Genomic DNA, 25,439 nt, shown 5'->3' on the forward strand with positions numbered 1-25,439 from the left:
GATCGTTACAATGAGGGCATTGTACTCAGCGTGGCCCGAGCTGTCCTGCCGCGCCCTTCAACTCTGGAGCCTGACCGATGCCCGACACTGCCGCGCCGCGCAAGGACCTGCTGGTGTGGATCGACCTCGAGATGACCGGACTCGACCCCGAGCGCGAGCGCATCATCGAGGTGGCCACCCTGGTCACCGACAACGATCTGAACCTGGTGGCCGAGGGGCCCGTGCTCGCGGTGCACCAGCCCGACGGCCTGCTGGCGGCGATGGATGAGTGGAACCAGAAGACCCACGGCGAGTCGGGACTCGTCGAGCGGGTGAAGCAGAGCCGAGTCGATACCGCCGAGGCCGAGCGGCAGACTCTCGAGTTTCTGAAGCGCTACGTGGTGCCCGGTTCCTCGCCCATGTGCGGCAACAGCGTGCATCAGGACCGGCGCTTCCTTGAGCGCGAGATGCCCGAGCTGCTGGTTTTCTTTCACTACCGCAACCTGGACGTCTCCACCGTCAAGGAGCTGGCCAAGCGCTGGAACCCGGGGGCGCTGGCCGGCTTCAGCAAGCGCAACACCCACCAGGCGCTGGACGACATCCGCGAGTCGCTGGCGGAGCTGGCGCACTACCGCACTACGTTTCTGCGCCTGGCCGGCAGCGAGCGCGACGAAGAGGAGTAGGAGCGCCCCTGGCTGGCACCACCAAGGGTGAGCGGCACCGGGGACAGCTCGAAGAGGAGGTCCTTTTCCAGGGATGGAAAAGGTAGCGCCCAGGGATGGGTTTACAGCGCCTCCTCGCAGGGCTGTCGCCGGTAAAGCCGCGGCCGTATCGAAGGACTGTCGCCGGTAAAGCCGCGTCCCACCAAGGTCAGACGCTTGCTATCAGTCGGTCACGCTTCTCACGCTGTCGCTCCAACGCCCAGCGGACGTGCTCGCGTACCAGATCGGAGGGGTAGGCGAGGCGGGCGCGCAGGGCCGCCTCCACGCTCTCGCTCCAGGGGGCGTTGCCCAGCCCCACCGCCAGGTTGCGCAGCCAGCGCTCGTAGCCGATGCGGCGGATCGGGCTGCCGGCGGTCTTGTCGAGGAACTCCTCCTCGCCCCAGGCGAACAGCGACACCAGGCTGGCGCGATCGAGGTCGTGGCGCGGGGCGAAGTCCTCCTCTTGCGTGGCGCGGGCGAAGCGGGTGAAGGGGCAGACCAGCTGGCAGTCGTCGCAGCCGAACACGCGGTTGCCCATGGCCTCGCGATAGCGTTCGGGGATGGCGCCGAACAGCTCGATGGTGAGATAGGAGATGCAGGCGCGGGCGTCGACCACCTTGTCCTCGACGATGGCGCCGGTGGGGCAGGCCGTGCGACAGGCGCTGCAGCTGCCGCAGTGCTCGCGGTCGAAGGGCGGATCGACGGGCAGCGGCAGGTCGACGTAGAGTTCGCCAAGAAAGAACAGCGAGCCGGCCCGCGGGTTGAGCAGCATGGCATTCTTGCCCACCCAGCCCAGCCCGGCCTTGCTCGCCAGGGCGCGCTCCATTACTGGCGCCGAGTCGACGAAGGCGCGATAGCCGAAGGGCCGACCTTCTGCTCGATCCACCCGGCCAGCGTGGCCAGGCGCTTGCGCATCAGCTTGTGGTAGTCGCGGCCCACCGCATAGCGTGATACATAGGCCGTCTGCGGCTGCCCCAGCACCTTGGCGTTCTCCACCTCGGCCGGCAGGTAGTCCAACCGCACGCTGATCACCCGCAGCGTGCCGGGCACGAGTTCCTCGGGCCGGGTGCGCTTGGTGCCGTGCTTGGCCATGAAGCCCATTTCGCCGTGGTAGCCGGCATCGAGCCAGCGCAGCAGGTGGCGCTCGTCCTCGGCCAGGTCGACATCGGTGATGCCCACCTGCTGGAAACCGAGCTCGCGCCCCCAGGTCTTCAGGGTCGCGGCCAGCTCGGCCAGGGTGTCGACATCTAGGGGCGTGCGGGAGCTCATGATCGAGAAAAAACCGGGTAAAAACGTGGCGGGGGATTGGCTTGCGCGCTGCGCTGCTTACACTCGCATCATAAAGCAACGCGGGCAGGGGAGACACCGGATGTCCGGGAATCGTACCGACCAGGCGCCGTTTGAACTGCGCCCCCTCTACCGAGCCGAGCAGGTTCGCGAGCTCGACCGGCGCACCATTGAGGGAGGGGTCGATGGCTTCGCGCTGATGCAGCGCGCCGCCACGGCAGCTTGGCAGAGGCTTAGGACGCACTGGCCGGGGATCAAGCGCATTACGGTGCTGTGCGGCGGGGGCAATAACGGTGGCGATGGCCATGTGCTGGCGGCACTGGCGGCTGGCGCCGGGGTGGCGGTGCAGCGTATCGCGCTCAGGCAGCGTGAGGCGCTGGAGGGCGATGCCGCGCGTGCGGCCGACATGGCCAGCTCAGTGGGCGTCGCGCTCGAACCCTGGCGCCAGGGGATGCTGCTCACCGGCGAGGTGATCGTCGATGCGCTGCTTGGCACCGGGCTCGGCGGTGAAGTGCGAGGTGATTTCCGTGCCGCCATCGAAGCGATCAACGCCAGCGGGCTGCCGGTGCTGGCCATTGACATCCCCAGCGGGCTCGCCGCGGACACCGGGGCGGAGCTTGGCGTGGCGGTACGTGCCACCCGTACCGTGACCTTCATCGGCGACAAGATCGGCCTGCACACCGGGCGTGCGCCGGCGCTGACCGGCGAGGTGCACTTTCGCCCGCTGGGCGTCGATGCGCGCCGCCATGACGACTTGCGACCGGTGGCGGAGCTGCTTGACCAGACGCTGCTGCCTGTGTGGCTACCTCCGCGCGAACGTGATGCCCACAAGGGGCGATGGGCCATGTGCTGGTGCTGGGCGGCGCCCCGGGCTTCGGTGGCGCGGCGCTGCTGGCCAGCGAGGCGGCGGCGCGGCTGGGCGCCGGCAAGGTGAGCCTGGCCACGGCTCCGGAACATGTGAGCGCGAGCCTGACCTATCGGCCCGAAGTGATGGTGCACGGCATGCGCGGTGTCGCCGAGCTGGGCGAGTTGCCGCAGCAGGCCAGCGTGCTGGTGGTGGGGCCGGGGCTGGGCCAGGCCGCCTGGGGCCAGGCCATGCTGCAGGCGGCGCTGGCCGCTTCACGACCGCTGGTGGTGGATGCCGATGGGCTCAACCTGCTGGCCTCTCGTTTCACCGGCCAGCGGCGTGATGACTGGATCCTCACGCCGCACCCGGGCGAGGCTGGCCGGCTGCTGGGCTGCAGCGCGGCAGAGGTGGAGGCCGACCGCCCTGCGGCGGCGCGCGAGCTGCAGCGGCGTTTCGGCGGCGTGGTCGTGCTCAAGGGCGCCGGTAGCCTGGTGGTCGGCCCGGCCGGCATGGCGGTATGCCCCTACGGCAACCCTGGCATGGCCTCGGGGGGCATGGGCGATGTACTGGCCGGCATGCTCGGTGCGCTGATCGCCCAAGGGCTGGAGCTTGAAACCGCCGCCCGCCTGGGCGTGATGGTGCATGCCCTGGCGGCCGACCAGGCCGCCCACGACGGTGGCGAGCGTGGTCTGCTGGCGGCTGATCTGGCATCCTATGCGCGACGCCTGATCAACGCCGGAAGCGGTCCGCTCATAAGGTAACGACGATGCGCATGCGACTCGAAAACGAAGACCGGCAGGTGGCCTTTGGCCGGGCGCTCGGTGCCGCCATGCAAGGCTGTGGGCGCCTCTACCTGGAAGGCGACCTGGGCGCGGGAAAGACCACCCTGACACGCGGCATCTTGCGGGCCTACGGTCACCAGGGCGCCGTCAAGAGCCCAACCTATACCCTGGTCGAGCCCTATGAGCTCGATAACGGGAGGCTTTACCATTTCGACCTCTACCGCCTGGGTGACCCGGAGGAGCTCGAGTTCATCGGTGGCCGGGATCTGTTCGCCGAAGACGCCCTCTGCATTGTTGAATGGCCAAGCCGCGGGCAGGGTTGGCTACCGCTGCCGGACCTCACCGTCGAGCTGGCGCTGGCTGAACCGGGTCGTGCCGTAACTCTGACGTCCCATACCGAACATGGCCGGGCGGTGCTGGCGAGACTGGCCGAGGACGCCGCCTGGAAAGACGCTATTGCCGAGCGGGAAAGCCAAACACCGTGATAACGATGCGATATGGGGCCTACGGGCCGAGTACATGGATGACACGCTGGCGCAGGTATTTGACCGGTGTGCTGCTGTTGCCGCTGTGGCTGGCCGGCATGGCGCAGGCGGCGCAGGTGGACAATATCCGCCTATGGGCCGCCCCCGACCATGCGCGGCTGGTGTTCGATCTGTCCGGTCATACCGAAGCCAGTGTCTTTACCCTTGACGGCCCCAGGCGATTGGTCATCGATCTCGAACATAGCGGGCTCAATACCGATCTGGCGAGTCTCAACCTGGATGGCAGCGCGATCACTGCCGTGCGCAGCGGCAAGCTCGACGGCAACGGCCTGCGCGTGGTGCTGGAGCTGTCCCGCGAGGTGGAGCCGCGCCATTTCACGCTGCCCCCCAACGACCAGTACGGCCATCGCCTGGTAGTGGATATGGAGTACCCCGGCGAAAGCGCCGTGCAGAACCCCATCGACCCCATCGAGGCAATGATTCGCGAGCAGGAGCTGGCTGCCGAACGGCGCCGTGCCGAGACCTCGGCCGGCCCGCGGCAGGAGGCGGCGATTGCGGCAACGCAGCAGCCGGCCGCTCCCCACCCGCGGCGCGACATCATCATCGCCATCGATCCCGGCCACGGCGGCGAGGACCCGGGGCCATCGGCCCTGGCGGGACCCGCGAGAAGGACGTGGTCATGGAGATCAGTCGCCGCCTGCAGCGGCTGGTAGACAACGCCGAGGGTTTCCGTGCGGTGATGATCCGTGATGGCGACTACTACGTTGGCCTGCGCCAGCGTACGCGCATCGCTCGTGAGCAGAAGGCCGATTTCTTCGTCTCGATCCACGCCGATGCCTTCAACAGCCCGCGGCCCAGCGGCAGCTCGGTCTATGCGCTCTCTCAAAGCGGTGCCACCTCGGAAACCGCCCAGTGGCTGGCCGCCAGCGAGAACCGGGCCGACCTGATCGGCGGCGTCGACGGCAACCTGTCGCTCAACGACAAGGACGAGGTGCTGCGCGGCGTGCTGCTCGATCTGACCATGACCGCCACCCTCAACGACTCGCTCTCCATCGGCGGTCAGGTACTCGACCAGCTCGGGCGCGTCAACCGGCTGCATCGCAGCCGCGTCGAGCAGGCCGGCTTCATGGTGCTGAAGTCGCCGGACATCCCGTCGCTGCTGATCGAGACGGGATTCATCTCGAACCCGGACGAGGAGCGCCGCCTGCGCGACTCGGGGCACCAGCAGCGGCTGGCCGAGTCGATCTTTGCCGGTATCAGCGAACACTTCCGGCGCAACCCGCCGCCGGCCAGCCTGCTGGCCTGGCAGCGCGACAACCGGCGCACGCCCTCGGCCAACGAGTACCGTATCCAGCCTGGGGATACGCTGTCGACCATCGCCGCCCGGCATGGGGTGCCGGTGGCGCAGCTCAAGCAGGCCAATGAGCTCAATGGCGACGTCATTCGGGTCGGTCAGGTGCTGCGGATTCCGCGCTCATGACGGCAGTGGCAGGGCAGGGGCGGCGCATCCAGGTGCTCGACCCGCGGCTGGCCAACCAGATTGCCGCGGGCGAAGTGGTCGAACGACCCGCCTCGGTGGTCAAGGAGCTGGTCGAGAATGCCATCGACGCCGGCAGTCGCCGCATCGAGGTGGAGCTGGAGGCCGGCGGCTGTCGGTTGATCCGCGTTCGTGACGACGGCAGCGGCATCGGCGAGGCCGACCTGCCGCTGGCGTTGGCGCGCCATGCCACCAGCAAGATCGTGTCGCTCGAGGAGCTGGAAGGCGTGGCCAGCCTTGGCTTTCGCGGCGAGGCGCTCGCCTCCATCAGCTCGGTCTCGCGGCTGGAGCTGGTGGCCAATGTCGATGACGACCCGCGCGGCGGCTGGCGTGTGGTGGCCGAAGGGCGCCACATGGAGCCGCGCGTCAGCCCGGCCCCGCATCCTCGTGGCACCTCGGTGACGGTTCGCGACCTGTTTTTCAATACCCCGGCGCGGCGCAAGTTCCTGCGTACCGAGAAGACCGAGTACGGCCACGTGGAGGAGGCGTTTCGCCGCCTGGCGCTGTCGCGCTTCGATATCGCCTGGGTGCTGCGCCACAACCAAAAGACTGTACACCAGCTACCCGCGGGCGACGACCCGACCCGCCGCGAGCGGCGCATTGCGGCGCTGCTGGGCAAGGGCTTCGTCGATCACGCCTTGCACCTGGACCTGGCGGCGGGCTCGCTGCGCCTATGGGGCTGGGTCGGCCTACCCACCCATTCCCGCGCCCAGGCCGACCAGCAGTACTTCTTCGTCAACGGCCGCGTGGTGCGCGATCGGCTGGTGGCACACGCCATTCGCCAGGCCTATCGCGACGTGCTGTTCCATGGCCGGCACCCGGTGTTCGTGCTCTACCTGGAGGTCGACCCCACGGTGGTGGATGTCAACGTGCACCCCACCAAGCATGAGGTGCGCTTCCGCGATGGCCGCCTGGTGCACGATTTCCTCTTCTCCAGCCTGCACCGGGCGCTGGCCGAGGCGCGCCCGGCGGAACGCGAGGCCCACGCCGATGGCGCTGTAGCCGAGCATGACGATACCGCAGAGGTGCGCGAGCCTGCACCGCGCTGGCAGCAGCAGCCCATGGCGCTGCACGCCACGGGCGAGTCACCGGAGCGGGTCACCGCCGATCGCGTGCGTGCCTTCATGAACGGCTATCGTGCGCTGCACCCCGAGCACGAGGAGCGCCTGCTGACGCCGCAGCCGGCCGAGGCCGGGGCGGATGCCGCCGTGGCATCGCCGCCGGTGGAGGGTGCCGTTGGCGTGGGCCAGGCAGCGGCGCTGCCCGCCTCGGAAGAGGGCAGTGGCATCCCACCCCTGGGCTTCGCCATCGCCCAGCTGCACGGCATCTACATCCTCTCCCAGACCGCCCAGGGCATGATCATCGTCGACATGCATGCGGCCCACGAGCGTATCGTCTACGAGCGCATGAAGGCTCAGGTTCACGGTGGCGCGCTGCAGACGCAGCCGCTGCTGGTACCGGTCTCGCTGGCAGCGAGCCATGCTGAGGTGGCCACCGCCGAGGCCGAGCGCGAGGCGTTTGCTCGCCTGGGCGTCGAACTGGACGTGGCCGGTCCGGAGACGCTGCTGGTACGCCAGGTGCCGGCACTGCTGGCCGATGCCGACGTCGAGCCCCTGATTCGCGACATGCTGGAAGACCTGGAGCGTTACGGGCGCTCCGACCGTCTCGAGGCCAGTATCAATGAGCTGTTGGCGACGATGGCCTGCCATGGCAGCGTGCGCGCCAACCGGCGTCTGACGACAGCGGAAATGAACGCCCTGCTGCGCGATATGGAGCGCACCGAGCGCAGCGGCCAGTGCAACCACGGCCGTCCCACCTGGACCGAGCTGTCGCTGAAGGCGCTGGACCGCCTGTTCCTGCGCGGCCAGTAAGGAGCTAGCCCCATGCGCGACCGTCGTCCGCTTGCCCTGCTGCTGATGGGCCCGACCGCCGCCGGCAAGACCGACCTGGCCATCGCGCTGCACGACCGGCTCGACTGCGAGCTGATCAGCATGGATTCGGCCATGGTCTACCGCGGCATGGATATCGGCAGTGCCAAGCCCTCGGCTGAGGAGCTGGCCCGAGCGCCGCACCGCCTGATCGATATCCGCGACCCGGCCGAGCCCTATTCGGCAGCGGAGTTCCGCGAAGATGCTCGTCGCGAGATGCGCCAGATCACCGCGGCGGGACGCGTACCGCTGATCGTCGGTGGCACCATGATGTATGCCAAGCGCCTGCTCGAGGGAGTGGCCAACCTGCCGTCGGCAGACCCGGCGATACGTGCCGAACTCGAACGGCAGGCCCGCGAGCAGGGGCTGGCGGCCCTGCATGCGGCGCTGGCCAGGGTCGATCCCGAGTCGGCCCGGCGCATCCATCCCAACGACCCCCAGCGCCTGATGCGTGCGCTTGAAGTCTATCGGGCCAGCGGCCAGACGCTGTCGGCGCTATGGCGACAGCAGCAACCGGAAACCTTTCCCTGGAGGGTGTTGTCGATAGGAGTCGCGCCGGCCGAAAGACGCGTGCTCCACGAGCGGATCGCTGCTCGTTTCGACGTGATGCTGAGGGCCGGGTTGATCGAGGAGGTGGCTCGACTCAAGGCCCGAGGCGACCTGCATCTCGGCCTGCCTTCGATGAAGAGCGTGGGCTACCGTCAGGTGTGGGAATACCTCGATGGCGACGCTGATATCGCGTCGCTCAGGCAGCGAACCGTGGTGGCCACGCGGCAGTTGGCAAAACGCCAATTGACCTGGCTGCGCAGCTGGCCGGAGCTACACTGGTTCGATACCGAGGGCGGCGATACCCTTGGTGAGGTCTTGAAATTCGTGCGCCAATTCAGCTCTTAGCGTAAGATGATGGCTTCGAGTGGCCGGGTGACCAGGCCGAGCCGGCAGGGTGTCTTGCCTGCTGGCAGACAACTCAAGAACACAACTTCCACCCCTCATGAGAAAGTTTTAGGGAGAGGTAACATGTCCAAAGGGCAGTCCCTTCAAGACCCGTACCTGAATATTCTGCGCAAGGAGCGCATTCCGGTGTCGATTTTCCTGGTCAACGGCATCAAGCTGCAGGGTCAGATCGAATCCTTCGACCAATTCGTCATCCTGCTGCGCAATACCGTCAGCCAGATGGTCTACAAGCATGCCATCTCCACCGTGGTGCCGTCGCGCAACGTGCGCCTGCCGCCGCAGGATCCTGCCGCTCAGTCGGACAGCAACGCGTGAGGAAATTGATTGTTCTTTGAACGTCCCGACGCCGGCGAAACGGCGGTACTGGTTCATGTAGATTTTCATGACGAGCGCGAACGTGAAGACCCGGGTGAATTCCTGGAACTGGTACGTTCCGCGGGGGCCGAGCCGGCCATGTTGCTCAGCGGCAGCCGGCATCGGCCGGACTCGCGCACCTTCATCGGCACCGGCAAGCTGGAAGAACTTCGCGAAGCCCTGAGCCTTCACGGTGCGGAGCTGGTGATCTTCAACCATGGCTTGAGCCCGTCCCAGCAGCGTAACCTGGAGCGCGAGCTAAAGTGTCGGGTGCTCGATCGCACCGGCCTGATCCTCGATATCTTCGCCCAGCGGGCGCGTACCCACGAGGGCAAGCTGCAGGTCGAGCTGGCCCAGTTGGAATACATGTCGACCCGGCTGGTGCGCGGCTGGACCCACCTGGAGCGTCAGAAGGGCGGCATCGGCCTGCGCGGCCCCGGCGAGACGCAGCTCGAGACCGACCGACGCCTGCTGCGCGCCCGCATCAAGGCCATCCACAAGCGCCTCGATAAGGTGCGCAGTCAGCGCAGCCAGAACCGCCGTGCGCGTGCCAGGGCCGAGATACCCAGCGTGTCGCTGGTTGGCTATACCAACGCCGGCAAGTCGACATTGTTCAATGCGCTGACCGCCGCGAAGGTGTACGCCGCCGACCAGCTCTTCGCGACGCTCGATCCTACGCTGCGTCGGCTGGAGATCGGCGACGTGGGCCCGGTGGTACTGGCGGATACCGTCGGTTTCATCCGCCACCTGCCGCACAAGTTGGTCGAGGCCTTCCAGGCCACGCTGCAGGAAGCGGCCGAGGCGACCCTGCTGGTGCATGTGATCGACGCTGCCGACCCGGACCGGGAGCTCAACGTGACGCAGGTCGAGGGCGTGCTCAACGAGATCGGCGCGCTGGACGTGCCGATGCTCAAGGTGATGAACAAGATCGATCTGCTCGACAGCGCCCCACGCATCGAGCGTGACGGCCACGGTCGCCCCGAGGTGGTGTGGCTGTCGGCGCGCGACGGGCGAGGGCTGGAGCTGTTGGCGCAGGCCCTGTCGGAATGCCTGGCCGATGATGTCATCGGATTCAGCTTGACCCTGTCGCCCGAGCAGGGCCGCCTGCGTGCGGCGCTGCATGAGCTGGACGCCGTGCGCGAGGAGCGTTTCGAGGACGAGGGCAGCGTCAGCCTCGACGTACGCCTGCCGCGCCGTGACTTCCTGCAGCTGATGTCACGGCTGGGAGAGCGCGCAGACGATTATCTTCCACCGGAGCTTCGTTCGCGTCCGGTATGGGAGGAGTAAGCTTTTTTGCTGTCCCAGCATGTGGATGGTCCCCGAGAGACTAGAACTCCCGGCACCTGGCATGGTGTCGCAGATAACAGGATGGCAACCGACGTCTCGCTGCCTGAGGCATGTCGGCGGTGAGGCAACGCAGAGTGGAGACGACGTATGGCTTGGAATGAGCCTGGTGGTGGTGGCAACCAGCATGACCCCTGGAGCGGTGGAGGCCGCCGCAATGGAGGGAATGGTGGCAGCAATGGCGGGGGCGGTGGCAACCGCGGGGGCAACCAGGGACCACCCGATCTTGACGAAGCCCTGAAGAAATTCCAGGACAAGCTCAACTCGATGCTGGGTGGTCGTGGTGGGAAGGGCGGCGGCGGGCAAGGTGGTAAGGGTGGCGGCGGTCGGCCGCGCAATACCTTCGCCTTGCCGGGCCTGCTGCTGATCATCGCGCTGGGTATCTGGGGCGCCATGGGCTTCTACCTGGTCGACCAGGCCGAGCGGGGCGTAGTGCTGCGCTTTGGCAAGTTCCAGGAAGTGGTGGGCCCGGGCCTGCACTGGAACCCGCCGTTGATCGACGACGTGCGCATGGTCAACGTGACCCGCGTTCGCTCCCTGACCCAGACCCAGTCGATGCTGACCCGCGACGAGAACATCGTTGAGGTCGAGATCTCAGCGCAGTACCAGGTCAACAACCCGCGCGACTTCGTGCTCAACGTGCGCAATCCGCAGCTCTCCATCGAGAACGCGCTGGATTCGGCGTTGCGTCACGTGGTGGGTGGTACCGACATGATCGAGATCCTGACCTCGGGCCGTGAGATTCTCGGCAGCTCCGTGGCCAGTCGCCTGCAGACCTACCTGGACAGCTACGGCACCGGTATCCGGCTGCAGACCATCAACATCGAATCCACCTCGGCACCCGCCGCCGTCATCGATGCCTTCGACGACGTGATCCGGGCGCGCGAGGATCGTCAGCGCACCATCAACGAAGGCATGGCCTACGCCAATGCCATCATTCCCGCCGCCCAGGGTCAGGCCCAGCGCCTGGTCGAGCAGGGCCAGGGGTATCGTGAGTCGGTGGTGGCCGAGGCCCAGGGTCAGGCCAACCGCTTCAATGCACTGCTGAGCCAGTACCGCAATGCGCCGGAGATCATGCGCGAGCGTCTCTATCTCGACGCCATGGCCGAGGTCTTCGGCCAGACGCCGAAGGTGCTGATCGATGTCGCAGACGACGCGCCGCTGATGTACCTGCCGTTGGACCAGCGTCCCGGCGGTGCGACCCAGGGCGGTGGCAACGGCGACGCTGCACGCGGCGAGAGCGGCGAGCTGGACCCGCGCGTGCTCGAGCGGCTGCGCACCACTTCCAGCACGCAGCCCAGTAACAGCAGCGGTATCCGCAGGGAGGGTCGCTAAATGGTCAACAATCGTTCACTGATCATCGTGGGCGGTCTGGCGGCCATCGCCTGGCTTGCCAGCAACAGCCTCTATGTGGTCGACGAGACCCAGCGCGCAGTGAAGCTGCGCTTCGGTGAAGTCATCGAGGAGAACATCCAACCGGGCCTGCACTTCAAGGTGCCGATCACCCAGACGGTGCGCAAGTTCGATACCCGGGTGCTGACGCTGGATACCGACACCAGCCGCTACCTGACCCTGGAGCAGAAGGCGGTAATCGTCGACTCCTACGTCAAGTGGCAGGTGGTCAACCCGACGCGCTACTACGAGGCCACGGCCGGTGACGAGATGATGGCGGTGCGCCTGATTCAGCCGCGGGTCGACGAGAGCCTGCGTAACGAGTTCGGCCGCCTCGACCTGCAGCAAATCATCGCCGAGCGCCGCGACGACCTGATGACGCGCCCCACCCAGGAGCTCGACTCGCTGATGCGCGAAGAGCTTGGGGTCGCGATCCGCGACGTACGGGTGAAGCGTATCGACCTGCCGGAAGATGTCTCCACGGCGGTCTTCGAGCGGATGCGCTCCGAACGTGAGCGGGAAGCGCGCGAGTGGCGCGCTCAGGGGCAGGAGGAGGCCGAACGCATTCGCGCCAACGCCGACCGTCGCCGCCAGGTTCTGCTCGCTCAGGCCACCGAGCGTGCCGAGACCCTGCGCGGTGAAGGGGACGCCGAGGCTGCCGGCATCTTCTCCGAGGCGTACAGCCAGGACCCGGAGTTCTTCTCCTTCTGGCGTAGCCTCAACGCCTATCGTGCGAGCTTCGATGGCGAGCGGGACCTGCTGGTGCTCGACCCGACCAGCGACTTCTTCCGCTACCTGCGCACACCGGCGATGCCGCAGCAAAACTGAAGTCGGCAGCGGCAGGGTGGCGCGAGCCTCCTGCCGTCACCGCCACGTCTGGGGTTCAACCCGGCGGCAAACGTGATAGAATCCTTGAACCGGGCGTGGCCCGGTTTTTGTGGGCGCTTTCCGCTTATCGTGTCTTTTCGCCCACCGCTACCCTCTAGCAGGACTGACAACATGACCATTGCTGACCGCTGGCTCTTGCCCGACGGCATGGACGAGGTGCTGCCACCGCAGGCGAGCCGCATGGAAGAGCTGCGCCGCGCGCTGCTCGACCTTTACCATTGCTGGGGCTACGACCAGGTGATGCCGCCGCCGGTGGAGTTCCTCGATTCGCTGCTGACCGGCACCGGAACCGACCTCGACCTGCAGACGTTCAAGCTCACCGACCAGTTGACCGGCCGCATGATGGGCGTGAGTGCCGATGTCACCCCGCAGGTGGCGCGCATGGACGCCCACTCCATGCGTCACCAGGGGCCGGCGCGGCTGTGCTACTGCACCAATGTGCTGCGGGCCAAGGCCGACCAGCACCAGGGCGGACGTAGCCCGGTCCAGGTGGGCGTGGAGCTGTTCGGGCACGGCGGACGTGAAGCCGACCTCGAGATTCTCAACCTGGCGCTGGCCAGCCTGGAAGGTGGCGGGGGCCGAAGAGGTCCACCTGGCGCTGGGGCATATCGGCATCTACCGTAGCCTGGTGCAGGCGGCCGATCTCGATGCCGAGCAGGAGCGGGCGCTGTTCGAAGCGCTGGAGCTGAAGTCGCCGGGTGCCCTGGCCGAGCAGGTGTCGCAGGCGGTGCGCGACCCGGCGCTGGGCGAGATGTTCCTGGCCCTGGGCGATCTGCACGGTGGACCCGAGGTGCTTGAGCGGGCGCGCGACCAATTTGCCGGCGCCCCGCCGGCGGTCGGCGAGGCGCTGGCGCAGCTGCAGGCGCTCTATCGCGGCGTGGCCCAGCAGCACCCGGAGGTGGCGCTCTACTTCGATCTTGCCGAGCTGCGTGGCTACCAGTACCACACCGGCATGATGTTCGCTGCCTTCGTGCCGGGCTACGGGCAGGCCCTGGCCAAGGGCGGCCGCTACGACGATACCGGTAAGGCCTTCGGGCGGGCGCGTCCGGCCACGGGCTTTTCCATGGACCTCAAGCTGCTGGCGACCCTGGTGCACAGCGAGCCGGCCTGCGACGGGGTCTGGGCGCCGGCCGAGGGCCAGGGCGTTGGCGAGGCCATCGCGGCGCTGCGTGCCGCCGGGCGTCGTGTGGTGCAGGCCTTGCCGGGGCAGGGTACCGCTCCCCAGGCGCACCGCTGCAGCCACAGGCTGGTCCATCGCGATGGGCAATGGCAGATAGAGGCGCTCTAGCGCCGACACGGGACACCACCGGCAGGCGGCCGGTTATCGAACGCGGCCCACGGGCCGGATGATCGACGCGCCCACCAGGCGCTGACACAAGAGAAGAGAACACCATGGGTAAGAACGTAGTCGTACTGGGCACTCAGTGGGGTGATGAAGGCAAAGGCAAGGTCGTCGACCTGCTCACCGAGTCTGCAGCGGCGGTGGTCCGCTTCCAGGGCGGGCACAATGCCGGCCATACCCTGGTGATCGACGGCGAGAAGACTGTTCTGCACCTCATCCCCTCGGGCATCCTGCGCAAGGATAAGACCTGCGTTATCGGCAACGGCGTGGTGCTCTCGCCGGAGGCGCTGATCAAGGAAATCCGCGAGCTCGAGGCCAAGGGCGTGCCGGTGCGCGAGCGTCTGCGCCTGTCGCCGGCGTGCCCGCTGATCCTGCCCTATCATGTGCGCCTCGATCTGGCCCGCGAGAAGGCCCGCGGCGTGGCCAAGATCGGCACTACCGGTCGCGGCATCGGCCCGGCCTACGAGGACAAGGTGGCGCGCCGTGGTCTGCGCCTGGGCGACATGCTGCACCGCGAGCGCTTTGCCTCCAAGCTCGGCGAAGTGCTCGACTACCACAACTTCGTGCTGGTCAATTACCATGGCGAGGCGGCGGTCGACTTCCAGGAAGTGCTCGACAGCGCCATGGCCATGGCCGAGGAGCTGCGGCCGATGGTCTGCGACACCGTTAGCATGGTGCATGAGCTGCGCCGCGCCGGCGAGAACATCCTGTTCGAAGGTGCCCAGGGGTCGCTGCTGGATATCGACCACGGCACTTATCCGTTCGTGACCAGCTCCAATACCACGGCGGGTGGCACCGCCACCGGTTCCGGCGTGGGTCCGCTTTACCTGGACTACGTGCTGGGTATCACCAAGGCCTACACCACGCGCGTGGGCTCCGGCCCGTTCCCCACCGAGCTGTTCGACGAGCATGGCCGCCACCTGGCCGAGCGCGGCCATGAGTTCGGTGCCACCACCGGCCGTCCGCGCCGCTGTGGCTGGTTCGATGCCGTGGCGCTGCGTCATGCGGTGCAGATCAACTCGGTCTCGGGCATCTGCCTGACCAAGCTTGATGTGCTCGATGGCCTGGAGAACATTCGCGTCTGCGTCGGCTATCGCAGCAAGGACGGCGAAGTGATGGAGAACCCGGTCGACTCCGAGGGCTACGAGGCGGTCGAACCGGTTTACGAGGACCTGCCGGGCTGGAGCGAATCGACCCTTGGCGCCAAGCGCATCGAGGACCTGCCGGCCAACGCCCGCTCCTACATCAGCTTCCTCGAGGAGAAGGTCGGTACCTCCATTGACATCGTCTCCACCGGACCGGATCGCAACGAGACCATCGTGCTGCGCAACCCGTTCGACGCGTAAGTAGCGCGCGGCGGAGCTGTGGCCGCTCCGCTGTTGCTACCGCACTGCAAAGGCCGGCACCCAGTGCCGGCTTTGCGTTGTACCGCCTTCAGCGCGCCTGCTGTACGCAGGCCTGCATGCGGGCCAGGAACACCGCCATGATCCGCTCGTACAGCTCCCGCCCCAGCACGGCATCCTCGATGCCGGCGTCGACGTTGGGGTTGTCGTTGACCTCGATGACTACCACACGCTCGCCGCTCTGCTTGAGATCAACCCCGTAGAAGCCGTTACCGATCAGGCGGGTGGCCTTCAGCGCTGCCTTGATCACGGTGGGTGGCACATCCTCCGGGTCATGGGTGGTGAAGCCGCCGCTCTTCACCTGCGCTCCGGAGTGGTCATAGATCTGCCAGTGGCCACGGGCCATGTAGTAGCGGCTGGCAAACAGCACCTGGCCATCGAGCACGCCGATGCGCCAGTCGTATTCGGTGGGCATCCACTCCTGCAGCAGCAGCAGGGCCGAGTCGTCGAACAGCCGAGTCGACTCCCGCTCGAGCTGGGAGAGGGACTCGACTTTGACCACTCCCCGCGAAAAGGAGCCGTCGGGAATCTTGAGCACGAGGGAAAGCCCAGCCCGGCAATCTGCTCGGCCAGGGGCGGCGGTCGCGGCGCTTGAGCAGCACGCCGTCGGGGGCGGGAACGCCACGGGCCCGCAGCAGAGCATGCAGGTACACCTTGTTGGTGCAGCGCAGGATATCCTGCGGTGCGTCGATCACCACCAGGCCGGCATGCTCGGCCAATCGGGCCATGCGATAGGTATGGTGGTCCAGTGCCGTGGTCTCGCGGATGAACAGCGCGTCGAACTCGGCCAGCCGCCCGGCATCGCGTCGAGTGATCAGCGAGACATCGATGCCCAGCTTGCGCCCGGCGCGAATGAACGCCTTGAGCGCGCTGCGGTTGCTCGGCGGCAGGGCCTCCTTGGGGTCGACCAGAATTGCCAGGTCGAAGCGGTAGCGCCGCCGCGCCTTGGGGGTTCGCCAGACCTTACGTGAATGGCGGTTGAGCGCCGTGGCGAACAGGTCCTGTTCCTCAGCGTTGAGGTCGCGCAGGCGAATCGGCTTCAGGCGTGACAGACGCCACAGGTCGTGCCGCCGGACCAGGCGAGCTTCGAGCAGCGGGCAGGGTAGGCGTTCGAAGAGCTTGCGGGCCAGGCGGGCCAGGGCCGGTTCCAGGCACTCGCCGAACAGCACGCGCAGCGTCAGGCTGTCGCCGGTCAGGCGGCCTTGGCGTGCCAACTCGCCCAGCAGCGGGCCCAACGAGTCGAGCTGCAGGTCGATCAGCGCCTTGCGCGACAGCTCGTTCAGCGTTTCCACCGTTGGCAGCACGCGCTGGCCGCGAGCCTGGGCCAGCAGCGAGACGTAGTACCCCGTGCCGAGGTAGTCGAGCTCACTGCTCAGGTTGATGATGTGGGTCGAGCGGTCCTGGTCGTCTCCCGATCGGTGGCGTCGATCCAGGGAAAGAAACTGATCGGCCGTGATCAGGTCCTCCGAAGGATAGTAGGGCCGCCAGTCTTCGAGGCGGTCGACGATGATGCGCAAGGGACACATGGGCGGATTCCCTGAACGGTTGGGGGTAGCCTCGAAACTGCGGCCAGCATGCCCGCGCGTCAGGTTATCGACAAGCGTGACGGCGGGTGAAATGATTTCATGTTGGCGGCGGCTGCGCGGGGCGTTGGCGCCATTTCTTCCTCTCGTTTACAAAATAGCCTTGTGGATGGACAGCATGCTCACAACGTTGCGTCAGGCATCGCCCGATGACCTGGAGGCGCTCTTTCGGCTGGAACAGGTGGCATTCAGCGGCGACCGTTTCAACCGCCGCCAGCTCTGGCATCTGCTCAACCGAGCGAACGCCCTTACGCTGGTGGCACAGGACGAGGCGGGAGAAAAGCTGCTGGGCTACGGCACCCTGCTGTTTCGCCAGGGCAGCCTGCGAGCACGTCTCTACTCCTTTTGCGTGCATCCGGAGGCCCGTGGCGGTGGGGTAGGGCGCCGGTTGCTGGAGGCGCTTGAACAAGCGGCGTTCGAGCGGGGCATCCTGGTGCTTGGGCTTGAGGTGCGGGCGGATAACCGCATCGCGCTTGGCCTCTATCGGCGCATGGGATTTCGGCTCGAACGCTGGCTCGACGCCTATTACGAAGATGGCTGCGCCGGCTGGCAGATGAGCAAGTCGCTGCTTCCGGCAACCGACTGATCGCGCTGCGCAGGGTGGCGCCGGTGCTGGTAGACTTTGCTCACCCTATCGCCACCAGGACAAGCACATGCCCTCTTTCGATATCGTCTCCGAATTCGATAAACATGAAGCCAGCAATGCCGTCGACCAGGCCAACCGCGAGGTTCAGTCGCGCTTCGATTTCAAGGGCGTGACGGCCAGCTTCGAACTCGACGGGGAGACGGTGCAGCTCGAAGCCGAAGTCGATTTCCAGCTCAAGCAGATGGTCGACGTGCTGCGCAACCGCCTTATCGCGCGCGGCATCGACGCACGCTGCATGGATGTTCAAGAACCTGAGCTCTCGGGCGTGCGCGCCCGCCAGAAGGTGGTGCTCAAGCAGGGGCTTGAGCAGAAGGAAGCCAAGGATATCGTCAAGCGCATCAAGGACAGCAAGCTCAAGGTCCAGGCACAGATCCAGGGCGAGAAAGTGCGGGTGACCGGCAAGAAGCGTGACGACCTGCAGCAGGTCATGGCGTTGCTGCGTGGGGAAGATGGCCCTGAGCTGGCCCTGCAGTTCGACAACTTCCGCGACTGAGGCGAGGCGATGGCCGGCAGCACGTGCGGCCATTTCTTGATCTATCTCAAATCAACGTAGTGGAAGCCTTGAAATTTTTACCGCCACCGCCAATTCTGCTCTTGCAATCGAGTGCCGTTCAGGCACGCCCCGATGCGTCACGAATGAGCAACGAACAGGAGGTGGCGTATGAATCTGCAGAAATTTTCCCCCTGGAACTGGTTCAAGAGCGAAAGCCACGATTCAGCGGCTCCGGCGCCGGTAGAGCCTCGGCACGGCGAGCTTTCGCCGCTGCTGGGCATGCACCAGGAACTCGATCGTTGGATGGACAACGTCATGCGTCAGTTCGGCATGCCGTCGCTTGAGAGCCGTTTTGGCGAGATGCCGGCACTGCTCAAGCCAAGGCTCGATATTGCCGAGCGCGACGATGCGTATGTGATCAGCATCGAGGTGCCGGGAGTCGACGAAAAGGATATCAAGCTGACCCTCGATGACCACCGCCTGGTCATCGAAGGCGAAAAGCGCCAGGAGTCCAGTTCCCAGGAGGATCGCTTCCAGCGTATCGAACGTTCCTACGGCAGCTTCCGGCGCGTGCTGGACCTTCCTGCGGATGCGCAGGTGGAAGAGATCCTGGCGTCTTTCAATCAGGGGGTGCTGACGGTGCGCGTGCCGCGCAGCGCCGATGCCAAACCGACCCGCCGCGAAATTCCCATCCGCTGAGTTTCGCTCCCTGTAGATGTTGACGAGCCCGCCGAGCGGGCTCGTTTGTCCTGCTAAACGGCGTCATAGCCACAGCCGATTGGCTGGTATTGCCAGCATGACCTTAAATGAAGGCATTCCCTTGCTGCCGCTGGAGATAGCGCATGTCTTCGCTTCGCCGCGCCGCCTTGATTGTCTTGGCCTGGGTCAGCTTCGCTCTGGGCGTCATCGGGGTCTTCGTGCCACTGATGCCGACCACCTGCTTCATGCTGCTGGCGGTATGGGCCGCGTCGCGGGGCTCGCCTCGCTTCGCCCTATGGATCCGTGAGCACCCGCGCTTCGGCCCCACCGTGGTCGCCTGGGAGGGAGAGCGGGCGATCCCGCGTCACGCCAAGTATCTCGCCGTGGCCATGCTGGGCTTCTCGGTGCTGGTGCTTGGCATCACCCTGAGCCTGGTGTGGTTGAAGCTGTTGTTGATCACCGGCCTGGTCCTGCTTGGCGCCTGGATTGCCACGCGGCCTGAACCCGCCGGGATCGAGGCCGCCTCCGCCCGGCTCGTGCGGCGCTGAACGCGGTGCGTTGGCCAGCGCTTGTGCCATCACTTTGAGCTTGGGGAGCGGGGCGCCTTACAATGGTGCCCAACCATGGACAGGAGCCGTTCACGATGTCTGACCCTAAGCCCACGTATCTCCACGACTATCGCCCCCCGCCTACCGTGTCACCCACGTCGAACTGAGCTTCGAGCTGGACCCAGCGGCGACCCGAGTCAAGGCAAGCCTGCAGATCGAGCGCCATCCCGAGTGTATGGCGCAGGAGGCACTGGTGCTCGACGGCGAACAGCTGACCCTCAAGCACATCGCCCTTGACGGCCAGCCGCTGGGCGGAGGCGACTACGCGCTGACCGAAACCGGGCTCACCGTGCATCGTCCCCGGCCAGCTTTCGGCTGGACACCGAAGTCGAGATCGCGCCCAAGGAGAACACGGCGCTCGAAGGGCTTTATCTCTCCAACGGCATGTACTGCACCCAGTGCGAGGCAGAAGGGTTCCGGCGCATCACCTTCTACCCCGATCGCCCCGACGTCATGGCCACCTTCTCGACCACGCTGATCGGCGATCGGGCGAGCCTGCCGGTCCTGCTCTCCAACGGCAATCCGGTAGAGCGGGGCGAGCTGCCCGGGGGCGCCACTTCGTTACCTGGCACGATCCCTTCCCCAAACCCAGCTACCTGTTTGCCCTGGTGGCCGGCGACCTGCAGAAGGTGGAGGATCGCTTTACCACGCGCAGCGGGCGCGAGGTCACGCTGCAGATCTGGGTCGAGGAGGAGAACCTGGGCAAGACCGACCATGCCATGGCCTCGCTCAAGCGCGCCATGACCTGGGATGAGGAGGCCTACGGCCGCGAGTACGACCTCGACCTGTTCATGATCGTGGCGGTCAACGATTTCAACATGGGCGCCATGGAGAACAAGGGGCTCAATATCTTCAATTCTGCAGCGGTGCTGACCCACCCCCATACCGCTACCGATGCCGCCTTCCAGAGAGTCGAGGGGATCGTCGCCCACGAGTATTTCCACAACTGGTCGGGCAATCGCGTGACCTGCCGCGACTGGTTCCAGCTCTCGCTGAAGGAAGGTTTCACGGTCTTTCGCGATCAGTGCTTCTCCGCTGACGTCAACTCGGCACCGGTCAAGCGTATCGAGGACGTCTCTTTCTTCCGCACCGCCCAGTTCGCCGAGGATGCCGGACCGACTGCCCACCCGGTGCGCCCCGACCACTACATCGAGATCGGCAACTTCTATACCCTGACCATCTACGAGAAGGGGCCGAGGTGGTGCGCATGCTCAGCAACCTGGTGGGCTGGGAGGCCTTCCGGCGCGGCAGCGACCTCTATTTCGAACGCTTCGACGGCCAGGCCGTGACCATCGAGGACTTCGTCGACTGCATGGCCGAGGCGTCGGGACAGGACCTCTCGCAGTTCATGCGCTGGTACGCTCAGGCTGGTACGCCAGAGATCGACGCCCACGGCGAGTACGACTACGCCAACGCCGAATATCGCCTAACGCTGCGCCAGCGCACACCGGCTACGCCCGGCCAACCGGAGAAGGCGCCGCTGCATATCCCGGTGCGCATGGGCCTGGTGGGCTCCAAGACCGGGCGTGACCTGCCGCTGACGCTCGATGGGGAGTCCCTCGGCAGCGACGGCGTCATCCACCTGCGCGAAGAGGAGCAGACCTTCGTCTTCACCGAGGTTGCCGAATCGCCAGTGCCCTCCCTGCTGCGCGGTTTCTCGGCGCCGGTTCAGCTGCGCTTCCCCTACAGTCGTGAGGAACTGGCCTTCCTGCTGGCCAACGATTCCGACGGTTTCAACCGCTGGGATGCGGGCCAGCGGCTGGCGATGCTGGCGTTGGACGACCTGATCGCCGCGCATCGTAATGGCGTGGAGAAGGTCATGGACCCGCGCGTGGTCGAGGCCTTCCGCGCTCTGATGGCGCATGGTGGCGACGACAAGGCCGTGCTGGCCGAGATGCTGACGCTGCCAAGCGAAGCCTATGTTGCCGAACAGCAGCCGCGGGTAGACGTCGAAGCCATACATGCTGCGCGCCGGTTTGTTGAGCAGTCGCTGGCCGCTGCCCTGCGCGACGACTTCCTGCATCTCTACCAGGACAATCACCGCGACACCCCCTACGCGCCGGAGCCCGAGCAGATCGGTGAGCGCAGCCTCAAGAACGTCGCGCTTGGCTACCTGATGGCGATCGAGGACGAGGAGGGCATCGAGCTTGCCCGTCGCCAGTTCGAGGCCGATCACAACATGACCGACGTGCGACAGGCGCTGACGCTGCTGACCCACAGCAGCCGCAGCGACCTGGCGGACCCGGCGCTGCGCACCTTTGGCGAGAAGTGGGCCCACGACCCGCTGGTGATGGACCAGTGGTTCGCCGTGCAGGTGACCCGGCCGCAGCCGGATGCGCTGGAGCGGGTGAAGTACCTGATGACCCACCCCGCCTTCTCGCTGAAGAACCCCAACAAGGTGCGTGCCCTGGTGGGAACGTTCGCCAACCAGAATCGCATCAACTTCCACCGTGCCGATGGCGAGGGTTACCGGCTGCTGGCCGATGTGGTGATCGAGCTGAACCGCCTCAACCCCGAGATCGCCGCCCGCCTGGTCACGCCTCTGACGCGCTGGCAGCGTTTCGATGAGGCGCGTCAGGCGCTGATGAAAGGCGAGCTCGAGCGCATTCGTGGCGAGAAGCTATCGCCCAACCTCTACGAGGTGATTGAGAAGGCGCTGGCCTGAGCCTGTGGCAGGGTATCGCCTTGCTAGGTGATACCCTGTCGTTTTTCAGGGCGGCGGAGGAAGGCAAGAGGGGGCAGCCAGGGGCTTGGCCCCAGGCTGGGGGTTCAGGCCGCCACGTGCGCGTTGTGCTGCGAAGGCGTCACTGGATAAGCCAGCTCAGTACGGTGACGCCAAGAATCGCCCAGATCAGCGTGGCTACCAGCCGCCGTCTCATCAGGGCGCGCAGCGCCAGGTAGAGTAGCCACAGGCCGACCAACAGGGTGGCCAGGCTCATCAGCGTCGGGGGATGCCCAGCGACGTGGAAAGCCCCTGCAGGAAACCCGCGAAGCGCCGCCCAGATTGTGGAAGAACAGGATCAGCAGATCCACCACGAAGCGGATGAGGTCGCCCAGGGTCTCGCCCAGCCAGCCGAAGAATTCCTGCATGGTAAACGGTGGCCTACTCGATCAGGTCGAGCACGGTGCCGACGATGTCATCCATGGTGACCAGCCCCAGCAGCCGGTTGTCCTCGAGCACCAGCACGCGCTTGACGATGCTGTCGGTCATCAGCCTGGCCACGTGGCGCACATCCAGCGACTCGCCGACGCCGATGGCAGGCTTGGCACAGACGTCGTAGACGTTGATCAGGTCGATATCGCCGTTTTCAGCCACGATGGTTTTGAGAATGTTGGTGTAGGTGATCAGGCCCCAGGCGTCGTGGGGGTCCTGCTGTTCCACCACCAGGTTCTTGAGGTTATGGCGCTTCATCAGCCCCAGGGCATCGCGCAGGGTGGCGAAGGGTGAGACCGTGACCACGTCACGCACCATGATGTCTTTGACCAGCATTGCGGTTCTCTCCGTCTATCGGTCAGGCCTCATGCCTGAGGCGTTCCTCGAAGCGTTTCACCTGGGCCATGTCGATGCCCCCAGGTGCTCGATCGGCAGCGTCATGACCAGCCCCTTGGAGCCCTCTCCGGTCGGATTGAGCACATGACGGATGGCCTTGAGCACCTTGAGCGAGAGCCCCTTCTCCAGGGTGATGAGCATGATGCTCTGGCTGCCCTCGAAGGTCAGGCCGAAAAAGGTCTTCTTGCGCTCGCCGCCGATGCCGCGGCCGGACATCAGCGTCATGCCGACGGCGCCTGCTTCGGTCGAGGCGTCGATGCACTCCTGCTCCAGCTCTTCGGGCACGATGGCAACCAACAGCGAAAACTTCATGTCGTCTTGCCTCCACGCTGCGCCACTCTTTCCATGAGAATGGCATAGACCATTACGGTCACGATAGGGAAGATCGAGGCGAAGGCGATCAGCCCGAAGCCGTCGATCAGCACGCTGCGTCCTTCGATCTGGCTGGCCAGGCCGATGCCCAGGGCGGTCACCAGCGGCACCGTGACCTCTGAGGTGGTCACGCCGCCCAGGTCGAAGGCCAGGGCCACGATATAGCGCGGTGCCAGGGCGGTCAGCAGGATCACCAGCACGTAGCCGCCAATGATGTAGTAGTGAATGGAGTCGCCGGTGATGATCCGGTGCACGCCGATGGTGATGCCGATGGCCACCCCGAGCGCGACCAGGATGCGGATCACGTTGCCCTGGATCTTGCCCGCTGCCGCTTCCTCGGCCTGCTGGCCCACGGCGATCAGGGCGGGCTCGGCCATGGTGGTGGCGAAGCCGATGCAGAAGGCGAAGAGATAGACCCATAGCCAGCTGTCGAAGGTGACCAGCTGTTCCGCCATGCTCTGGCCGATGGGAAACAGGCCTAGCTTGAGGCCCACCACGAAGGCATACAGCCCGACGATCACCAGCACGAAGCCGGCGCCGACCTTGACCGGGCTGGCCAGCGGGCGCCGCAGCACCACCAGCTGGAAGAACAGGATCACCAGAATGATCGGCAGCACATCGCGCAGCATGCCGAACAGGTCGAGGATCAGCACCAGCAGCCCCGAGGGCGCCTGAGCGTCGTCCTCGACCAGAGCCAGGGCGGCGGCGTTGGCCACGTCAGGGTCGGCGTAGACCAGGATGCCGTAGAGCTGCACGCTAATCATTGGCACCATGACCGCCAGCGCCACCAGGCCGAAGCCGTCGATCAGCGGGTTGCGCCCGCGGATGGAGGCGGCCAGCCCGATGCCCAGCGCCGCTATCAGCGGCACGGTAACGATGTTGGTGGTCACGCCGCCGGAGTCGTAGGCCAGCCCGACGATCTCCTCGGGCGCGAAGAAGGTCACCACCACCACCAGCACGTACCCCACGATCATGTACCAGTGCAACGGGTGGCCAAGGATGATGCGAAACACTCCGAGTGCCATCACCAGCCCCACTGAGGTCGCCACGATCAGGCGCAGGATGAGAGCGTCGATGCGTCCTTCGCTGATTAGCGCCGCCTGCTCGGCCACGGCGATCAGGGCGGGTTCGGCGACCACGGCGGAAAAGCCGATGGCGAACCCGAACAGCATCAGCAGCGGCATGGAGCCGCGCCGGGCGAACTGGTTGGCCAGCCGCTTGCCGACTGGAAAGATGCTCAGTTCGAGCCCCTGCAGGAACATCGCCACGCCCACCGCCACGATCAGCAGCCCTGCCGCCATGCTCAGGCCCCTTCGGGCCACTCCCGCAGCAACAAAGCCTGGAACGCTGCCACGACCACGATGATAGGCAGCAGGTTGCGCAGCGCATGGATTAGTGCGTGATAGAAATCCTTGAATTGCTGTGCCAATACCGACTCCCTGGAGCCCTGTTGCGTTGAGACGATGGCCAGTACCGGACTGTCGCGGGGGCGCGAACAGGCTAGCCTGTCAACTTTCGGCGGTTTGTGGTTGCCGTACTCGTCACTGCCGCGCGGGCGGCAACGGCGCGCTCACTATATCACCGGCCTTTAACCTTGAGCAGACGCTAATACGTGCGGTTTGATAGAAATCAAGCTTCGTCGTGCACCGGTAAGGAGAACAGAGAGATGAATGTCACCCTCATCATCGTGCTGGTGGCTATAGGCCTGATCGTGCTTTACGGGGTCAGCGTTTACAACCGCCTGGTGGCGTTGAAGAACCGCTACCAGAACGCCTTTGCCCAGATCGAGGTGCAGCTCAAGCGGCGCTACGATCTGATTCCCAATCTGGTGGAAACAGCCAAGGCCTACATGGCCCACGAGCGCGAGACGCTGCAGGCGGTCACCGAGGCGCGCAACGCCGCCCTGGCCGGCCTCAAGGCTGCAGCCGCACACCCGGGCGAGCCTGGCGTGATGGCCGAGCTGGCCGGGGCGGAAGGGGTGCTGGGGGCGGCCCTGGGGCGGCTCAACGTGACCATGGAAGCCTACCCCGATCTCAAGGCGTCGGAGAACATGCGCCAGCTCAGCGAAACGCTGACCAGCACCGAGAATCGCGTGGCCTTCTCCCGCCAGGCCTACAACGATGCTGTGATGCACTACAACTCCTACCGGCAGAGCTTCCCGCCGGTGCTGCTGGCCGGGCCGCTGGGCCACCGCGAAGACGCGGCGCTGCTGGAGTTCCAGGATAGTGCCGCCATCCAGGCGGCGCCGAGCGTCAGGTTCTGAGT

Annotated in this window: 20 protein-coding genes and 6 pseudogenes; 18 read left to right on the forward strand and 8 right to left on the reverse strand. The window is 65.9% G+C overall.

From position 1 onward, the window contains the following. Positions 1-77 precede the first annotated feature (77 nt). Complete coding sequence (orn, locus tag ACUDAL_RS03195; protein ID WP_444677120.1) at positions 78-662, forward strand: oligoribonuclease; 585 nt, start codon at positions 78-80, stop codon at positions 660-662. A gap of 187 nt (positions 663-849) precedes the next feature. Here orn and queG read toward each other — a convergent pair. Continuing rightward, positions 850-1,949, reverse strand: a pseudogene (queG, locus tag ACUDAL_RS03200) (tRNA epoxyqueuosine(34) reductase QueG). Between the two features lie 100 nt (positions 1,950-2,049). Here queG and ACUDAL_RS03205 point away from each other — a divergent pair. The 11 genes and pseudogenes from ACUDAL_RS03205 (at position 2,050) to ACUDAL_RS03255 (ending at position 15,166) form a co-directional block, all read left to right on the forward strand. Beyond that, a pseudogene (locus tag ACUDAL_RS03205) lies at positions 2,050-3,575 on the forward strand (NAD(P)H-hydrate dehydratase). Positions 3,576-3,580: 5 nt separating this feature from the next. Continuing rightward, positions 3,581-4,081: a tRNA (adenosine(37)-N6)-threonylcarbamoyltransferase complex ATPase subunit type 1 TsaE gene (tsaE, locus tag ACUDAL_RS03210; protein ID WP_444677121.1), complete on the forward strand. Its 501-nt coding sequence runs from the start codon at positions 3,581-3,583 to the stop codon at positions 4,079-4,081. 98 nt (positions 4,082-4,179) lie between these two features. Beyond that, positions 4,180-5,561: pseudogene (locus ACUDAL_RS03215) on the forward strand (N-acetylmuramoyl-L-alanine amidase). Then, positions 5,558-7,489, forward strand: a complete 1,932-nt coding sequence (gene mutL, locus ACUDAL_RS03220) for a DNA mismatch repair endonuclease MutL (RefSeq protein ID WP_444677122.1) — start codon at positions 5,558-5,560, stop codon at positions 7,487-7,489. The pseudogene ACUDAL_RS03215 and the gene mutL overlap by 4 nt, the downstream one beginning before the upstream one ends. Positions 7,490-7,501: 12 nt before the next feature. Beyond that, positions 7,502-8,440: a tRNA (adenosine(37)-N6)-dimethylallyltransferase MiaA gene (miaA, locus tag ACUDAL_RS03225; protein WP_444677123.1), complete on the forward strand. Its 939-nt coding sequence runs from the start codon at positions 7,502-7,504 to the stop codon at positions 8,438-8,440. A 123-nt stretch (positions 8,441-8,563) separates the two neighbouring features. Beyond that, positions 8,564-8,815, forward strand: coding sequence for an RNA chaperone Hfq (gene hfq, locus ACUDAL_RS03230; RefSeq protein WP_444677124.1), 252 nt, complete (start codon positions 8,564-8,566; stop codon positions 8,813-8,815). A 9-nt stretch (positions 8,816-8,824) separates the two neighbouring features. Next, positions 8,825-10,141, forward strand: a complete 1,317-nt coding sequence (gene hflX / locus ACUDAL_RS03235; RefSeq protein WP_444677125.1) for a ribosome rescue GTPase HflX — start codon at positions 8,825-8,827, stop codon at positions 10,139-10,141. A gap of 147 nt (positions 10,142-10,288) precedes the next feature. After that, the gene (hflK, locus tag ACUDAL_RS03240) at positions 10,289-11,533 is read left to right on the forward strand and encodes an FtsH protease activity modulator HflK (protein WP_444677126.1); all 1,245 of its coding nucleotides are present in this window, start codon (positions 10,289-10,291) and stop codon (positions 11,531-11,533) included. Then, entirely contained in the window at positions 11,534-12,418 is an 885-nt protein-coding gene (hflC, locus tag ACUDAL_RS03245; protein ID WP_444677127.1) for a protease modulator HflC, read from the forward strand. 171 nt (positions 12,419-12,589) lie between these two features. Continuing rightward, a pseudogene (locus tag ACUDAL_RS03250) lies at positions 12,590-13,766 on the forward strand (ATP phosphoribosyltransferase regulatory subunit). A gap of 104 nt (positions 13,767-13,870) precedes the next feature. Beyond that, positions 13,871-15,166: an adenylosuccinate synthase gene (locus tag ACUDAL_RS03255; RefSeq protein WP_444677128.1), complete on the forward strand. Its 1,296-nt coding sequence runs from the start codon at positions 13,871-13,873 to the stop codon at positions 15,164-15,166. An 88-nt stretch (positions 15,167-15,254) separates the two neighbouring features. On the opposite strand, the gene ACUDAL_RS03260 is transcribed toward ACUDAL_RS03255, so the two are convergent. Together ACUDAL_RS03260 and ACUDAL_RS03265 are read right to left on the reverse strand one after the other, a co-directional pair. Further along, positions 15,255-15,866, reverse strand: a complete 612-nt coding sequence (locus ACUDAL_RS03260) for an ATP-grasp domain-containing protein (protein WP_444677129.1) — start codon at positions 15,864-15,866, stop codon at positions 15,255-15,257. A gap of 403 nt (positions 15,867-16,269) precedes the next feature. Beyond that, positions 16,270-16,749, reverse strand: a pseudogene (locus tag ACUDAL_RS03265) (RimK-like ATPgrasp N-terminal domain-containing protein); the annotation flags it as partial. A gap of 175 nt (positions 16,750-16,924) precedes the next feature. Here ACUDAL_RS03265 and ACUDAL_RS03270 point away from each other — a divergent pair. The 5 genes and pseudogenes from ACUDAL_RS03270 (at position 16,925) to pepN (ending at position 21,917) form a co-directional block, all read left to right on the forward strand. Continuing rightward, positions 16,925-17,392, forward strand: a complete 468-nt coding sequence (locus ACUDAL_RS03270; protein WP_444677130.1) for a GNAT family N-acetyltransferase — start codon at positions 16,925-16,927, stop codon at positions 17,390-17,392. Between the two features lie 67 nt (positions 17,393-17,459). Next, positions 17,460-17,945 (forward strand): YajQ family cyclic di-GMP-binding protein, encoded by a 486-nt coding sequence (locus ACUDAL_RS03275; protein WP_444677131.1) that lies wholly within the window; start codon positions 17,460-17,462, stop codon positions 17,943-17,945. Positions 17,946-18,113: 168 nt separating this feature from the next. Further along, the gene (locus ACUDAL_RS03280; RefSeq protein ID WP_444677132.1) at positions 18,114-18,644 is read left to right on the forward strand and encodes an Hsp20/alpha crystallin family protein; all 531 of its coding nucleotides are present in this window, start codon (positions 18,114-18,116) and stop codon (positions 18,642-18,644) included. Between the two features lie 143 nt (positions 18,645-18,787). Next, a complete protein-coding gene (locus ACUDAL_RS03285; protein WP_444677133.1) occupies positions 18,788-19,192 on the forward strand; it encodes a YbaN family protein in 405 nt (134 codons plus the stop codon). A gap of 95 nt (positions 19,193-19,287) precedes the next feature. Continuing rightward, positions 19,288-21,917: pseudogene (gene pepN / locus ACUDAL_RS03290) on the forward strand (aminopeptidase N). A gap of 139 nt (positions 21,918-22,056) precedes the next feature. Here pepN and ACUDAL_RS03295 read toward each other — a convergent pair. The 5 genes from ACUDAL_RS03295 to ACUDAL_RS03315 all read right to left on the reverse strand — a co-directional run bounded on the left by ACUDAL_RS03295 (position 22,057) and on the right by ACUDAL_RS03315 (position 24,603). Beyond that, positions 22,057-22,191: a hypothetical protein gene (locus ACUDAL_RS03295; protein ID WP_444677134.1), complete on the reverse strand. Its 135-nt coding sequence runs from the start codon at positions 22,189-22,191 to the stop codon at positions 22,057-22,059. A 164-nt stretch (positions 22,192-22,355) separates the two neighbouring features. Then, the gene (locus ACUDAL_RS03300) at positions 22,356-22,742 is read right to left on the reverse strand and encodes a CBS domain-containing protein (protein WP_444677135.1); all 387 of its coding nucleotides are present in this window, start codon (positions 22,740-22,742) and stop codon (positions 22,356-22,358) included. A 57-nt stretch (positions 22,743-22,799) separates the two neighbouring features. Then, a complete protein-coding gene (locus ACUDAL_RS03305) occupies positions 22,800-23,114 on the reverse strand; it encodes a P-II family nitrogen regulator (protein ID WP_444677136.1) in 315 nt (104 codons plus the stop codon). After that, positions 23,111-24,475, reverse strand: a complete 1,365-nt coding sequence (locus tag ACUDAL_RS03310) for a DUF1538 domain-containing protein (RefSeq protein WP_444677137.1) — start codon at positions 24,473-24,475, stop codon at positions 23,111-23,113. Before ACUDAL_RS03310 ends, ACUDAL_RS03305 begins: the two co-directional genes overlap by 4 nt. Positions 24,476-24,477: 2 nt before the next feature. Further along, positions 24,478-24,603: a hypothetical protein gene (locus ACUDAL_RS03315; RefSeq protein ID WP_444677138.1), complete on the reverse strand. Its 126-nt coding sequence runs from the start codon at positions 24,601-24,603 to the stop codon at positions 24,478-24,480. 237 nt (positions 24,604-24,840) lie between these two features. Between ACUDAL_RS03315 and ACUDAL_RS03320 the strand changes: the two genes are divergently transcribed. After that, complete coding sequence (locus ACUDAL_RS03320; RefSeq protein WP_444677139.1) at positions 24,841-25,437, forward strand: LemA family protein; 597 nt, start codon at positions 24,841-24,843, stop codon at positions 25,435-25,437. Positions 25,438-25,439: the final 2 nt, after the last annotated feature.

Source organism: Halomonas sp. E19, assembly GCF_052439355.1.
Taxonomy (GTDB): Bacteria; Pseudomonadota; Gammaproteobacteria; order Pseudomonadales; family Halomonadaceae; genus Halomonas.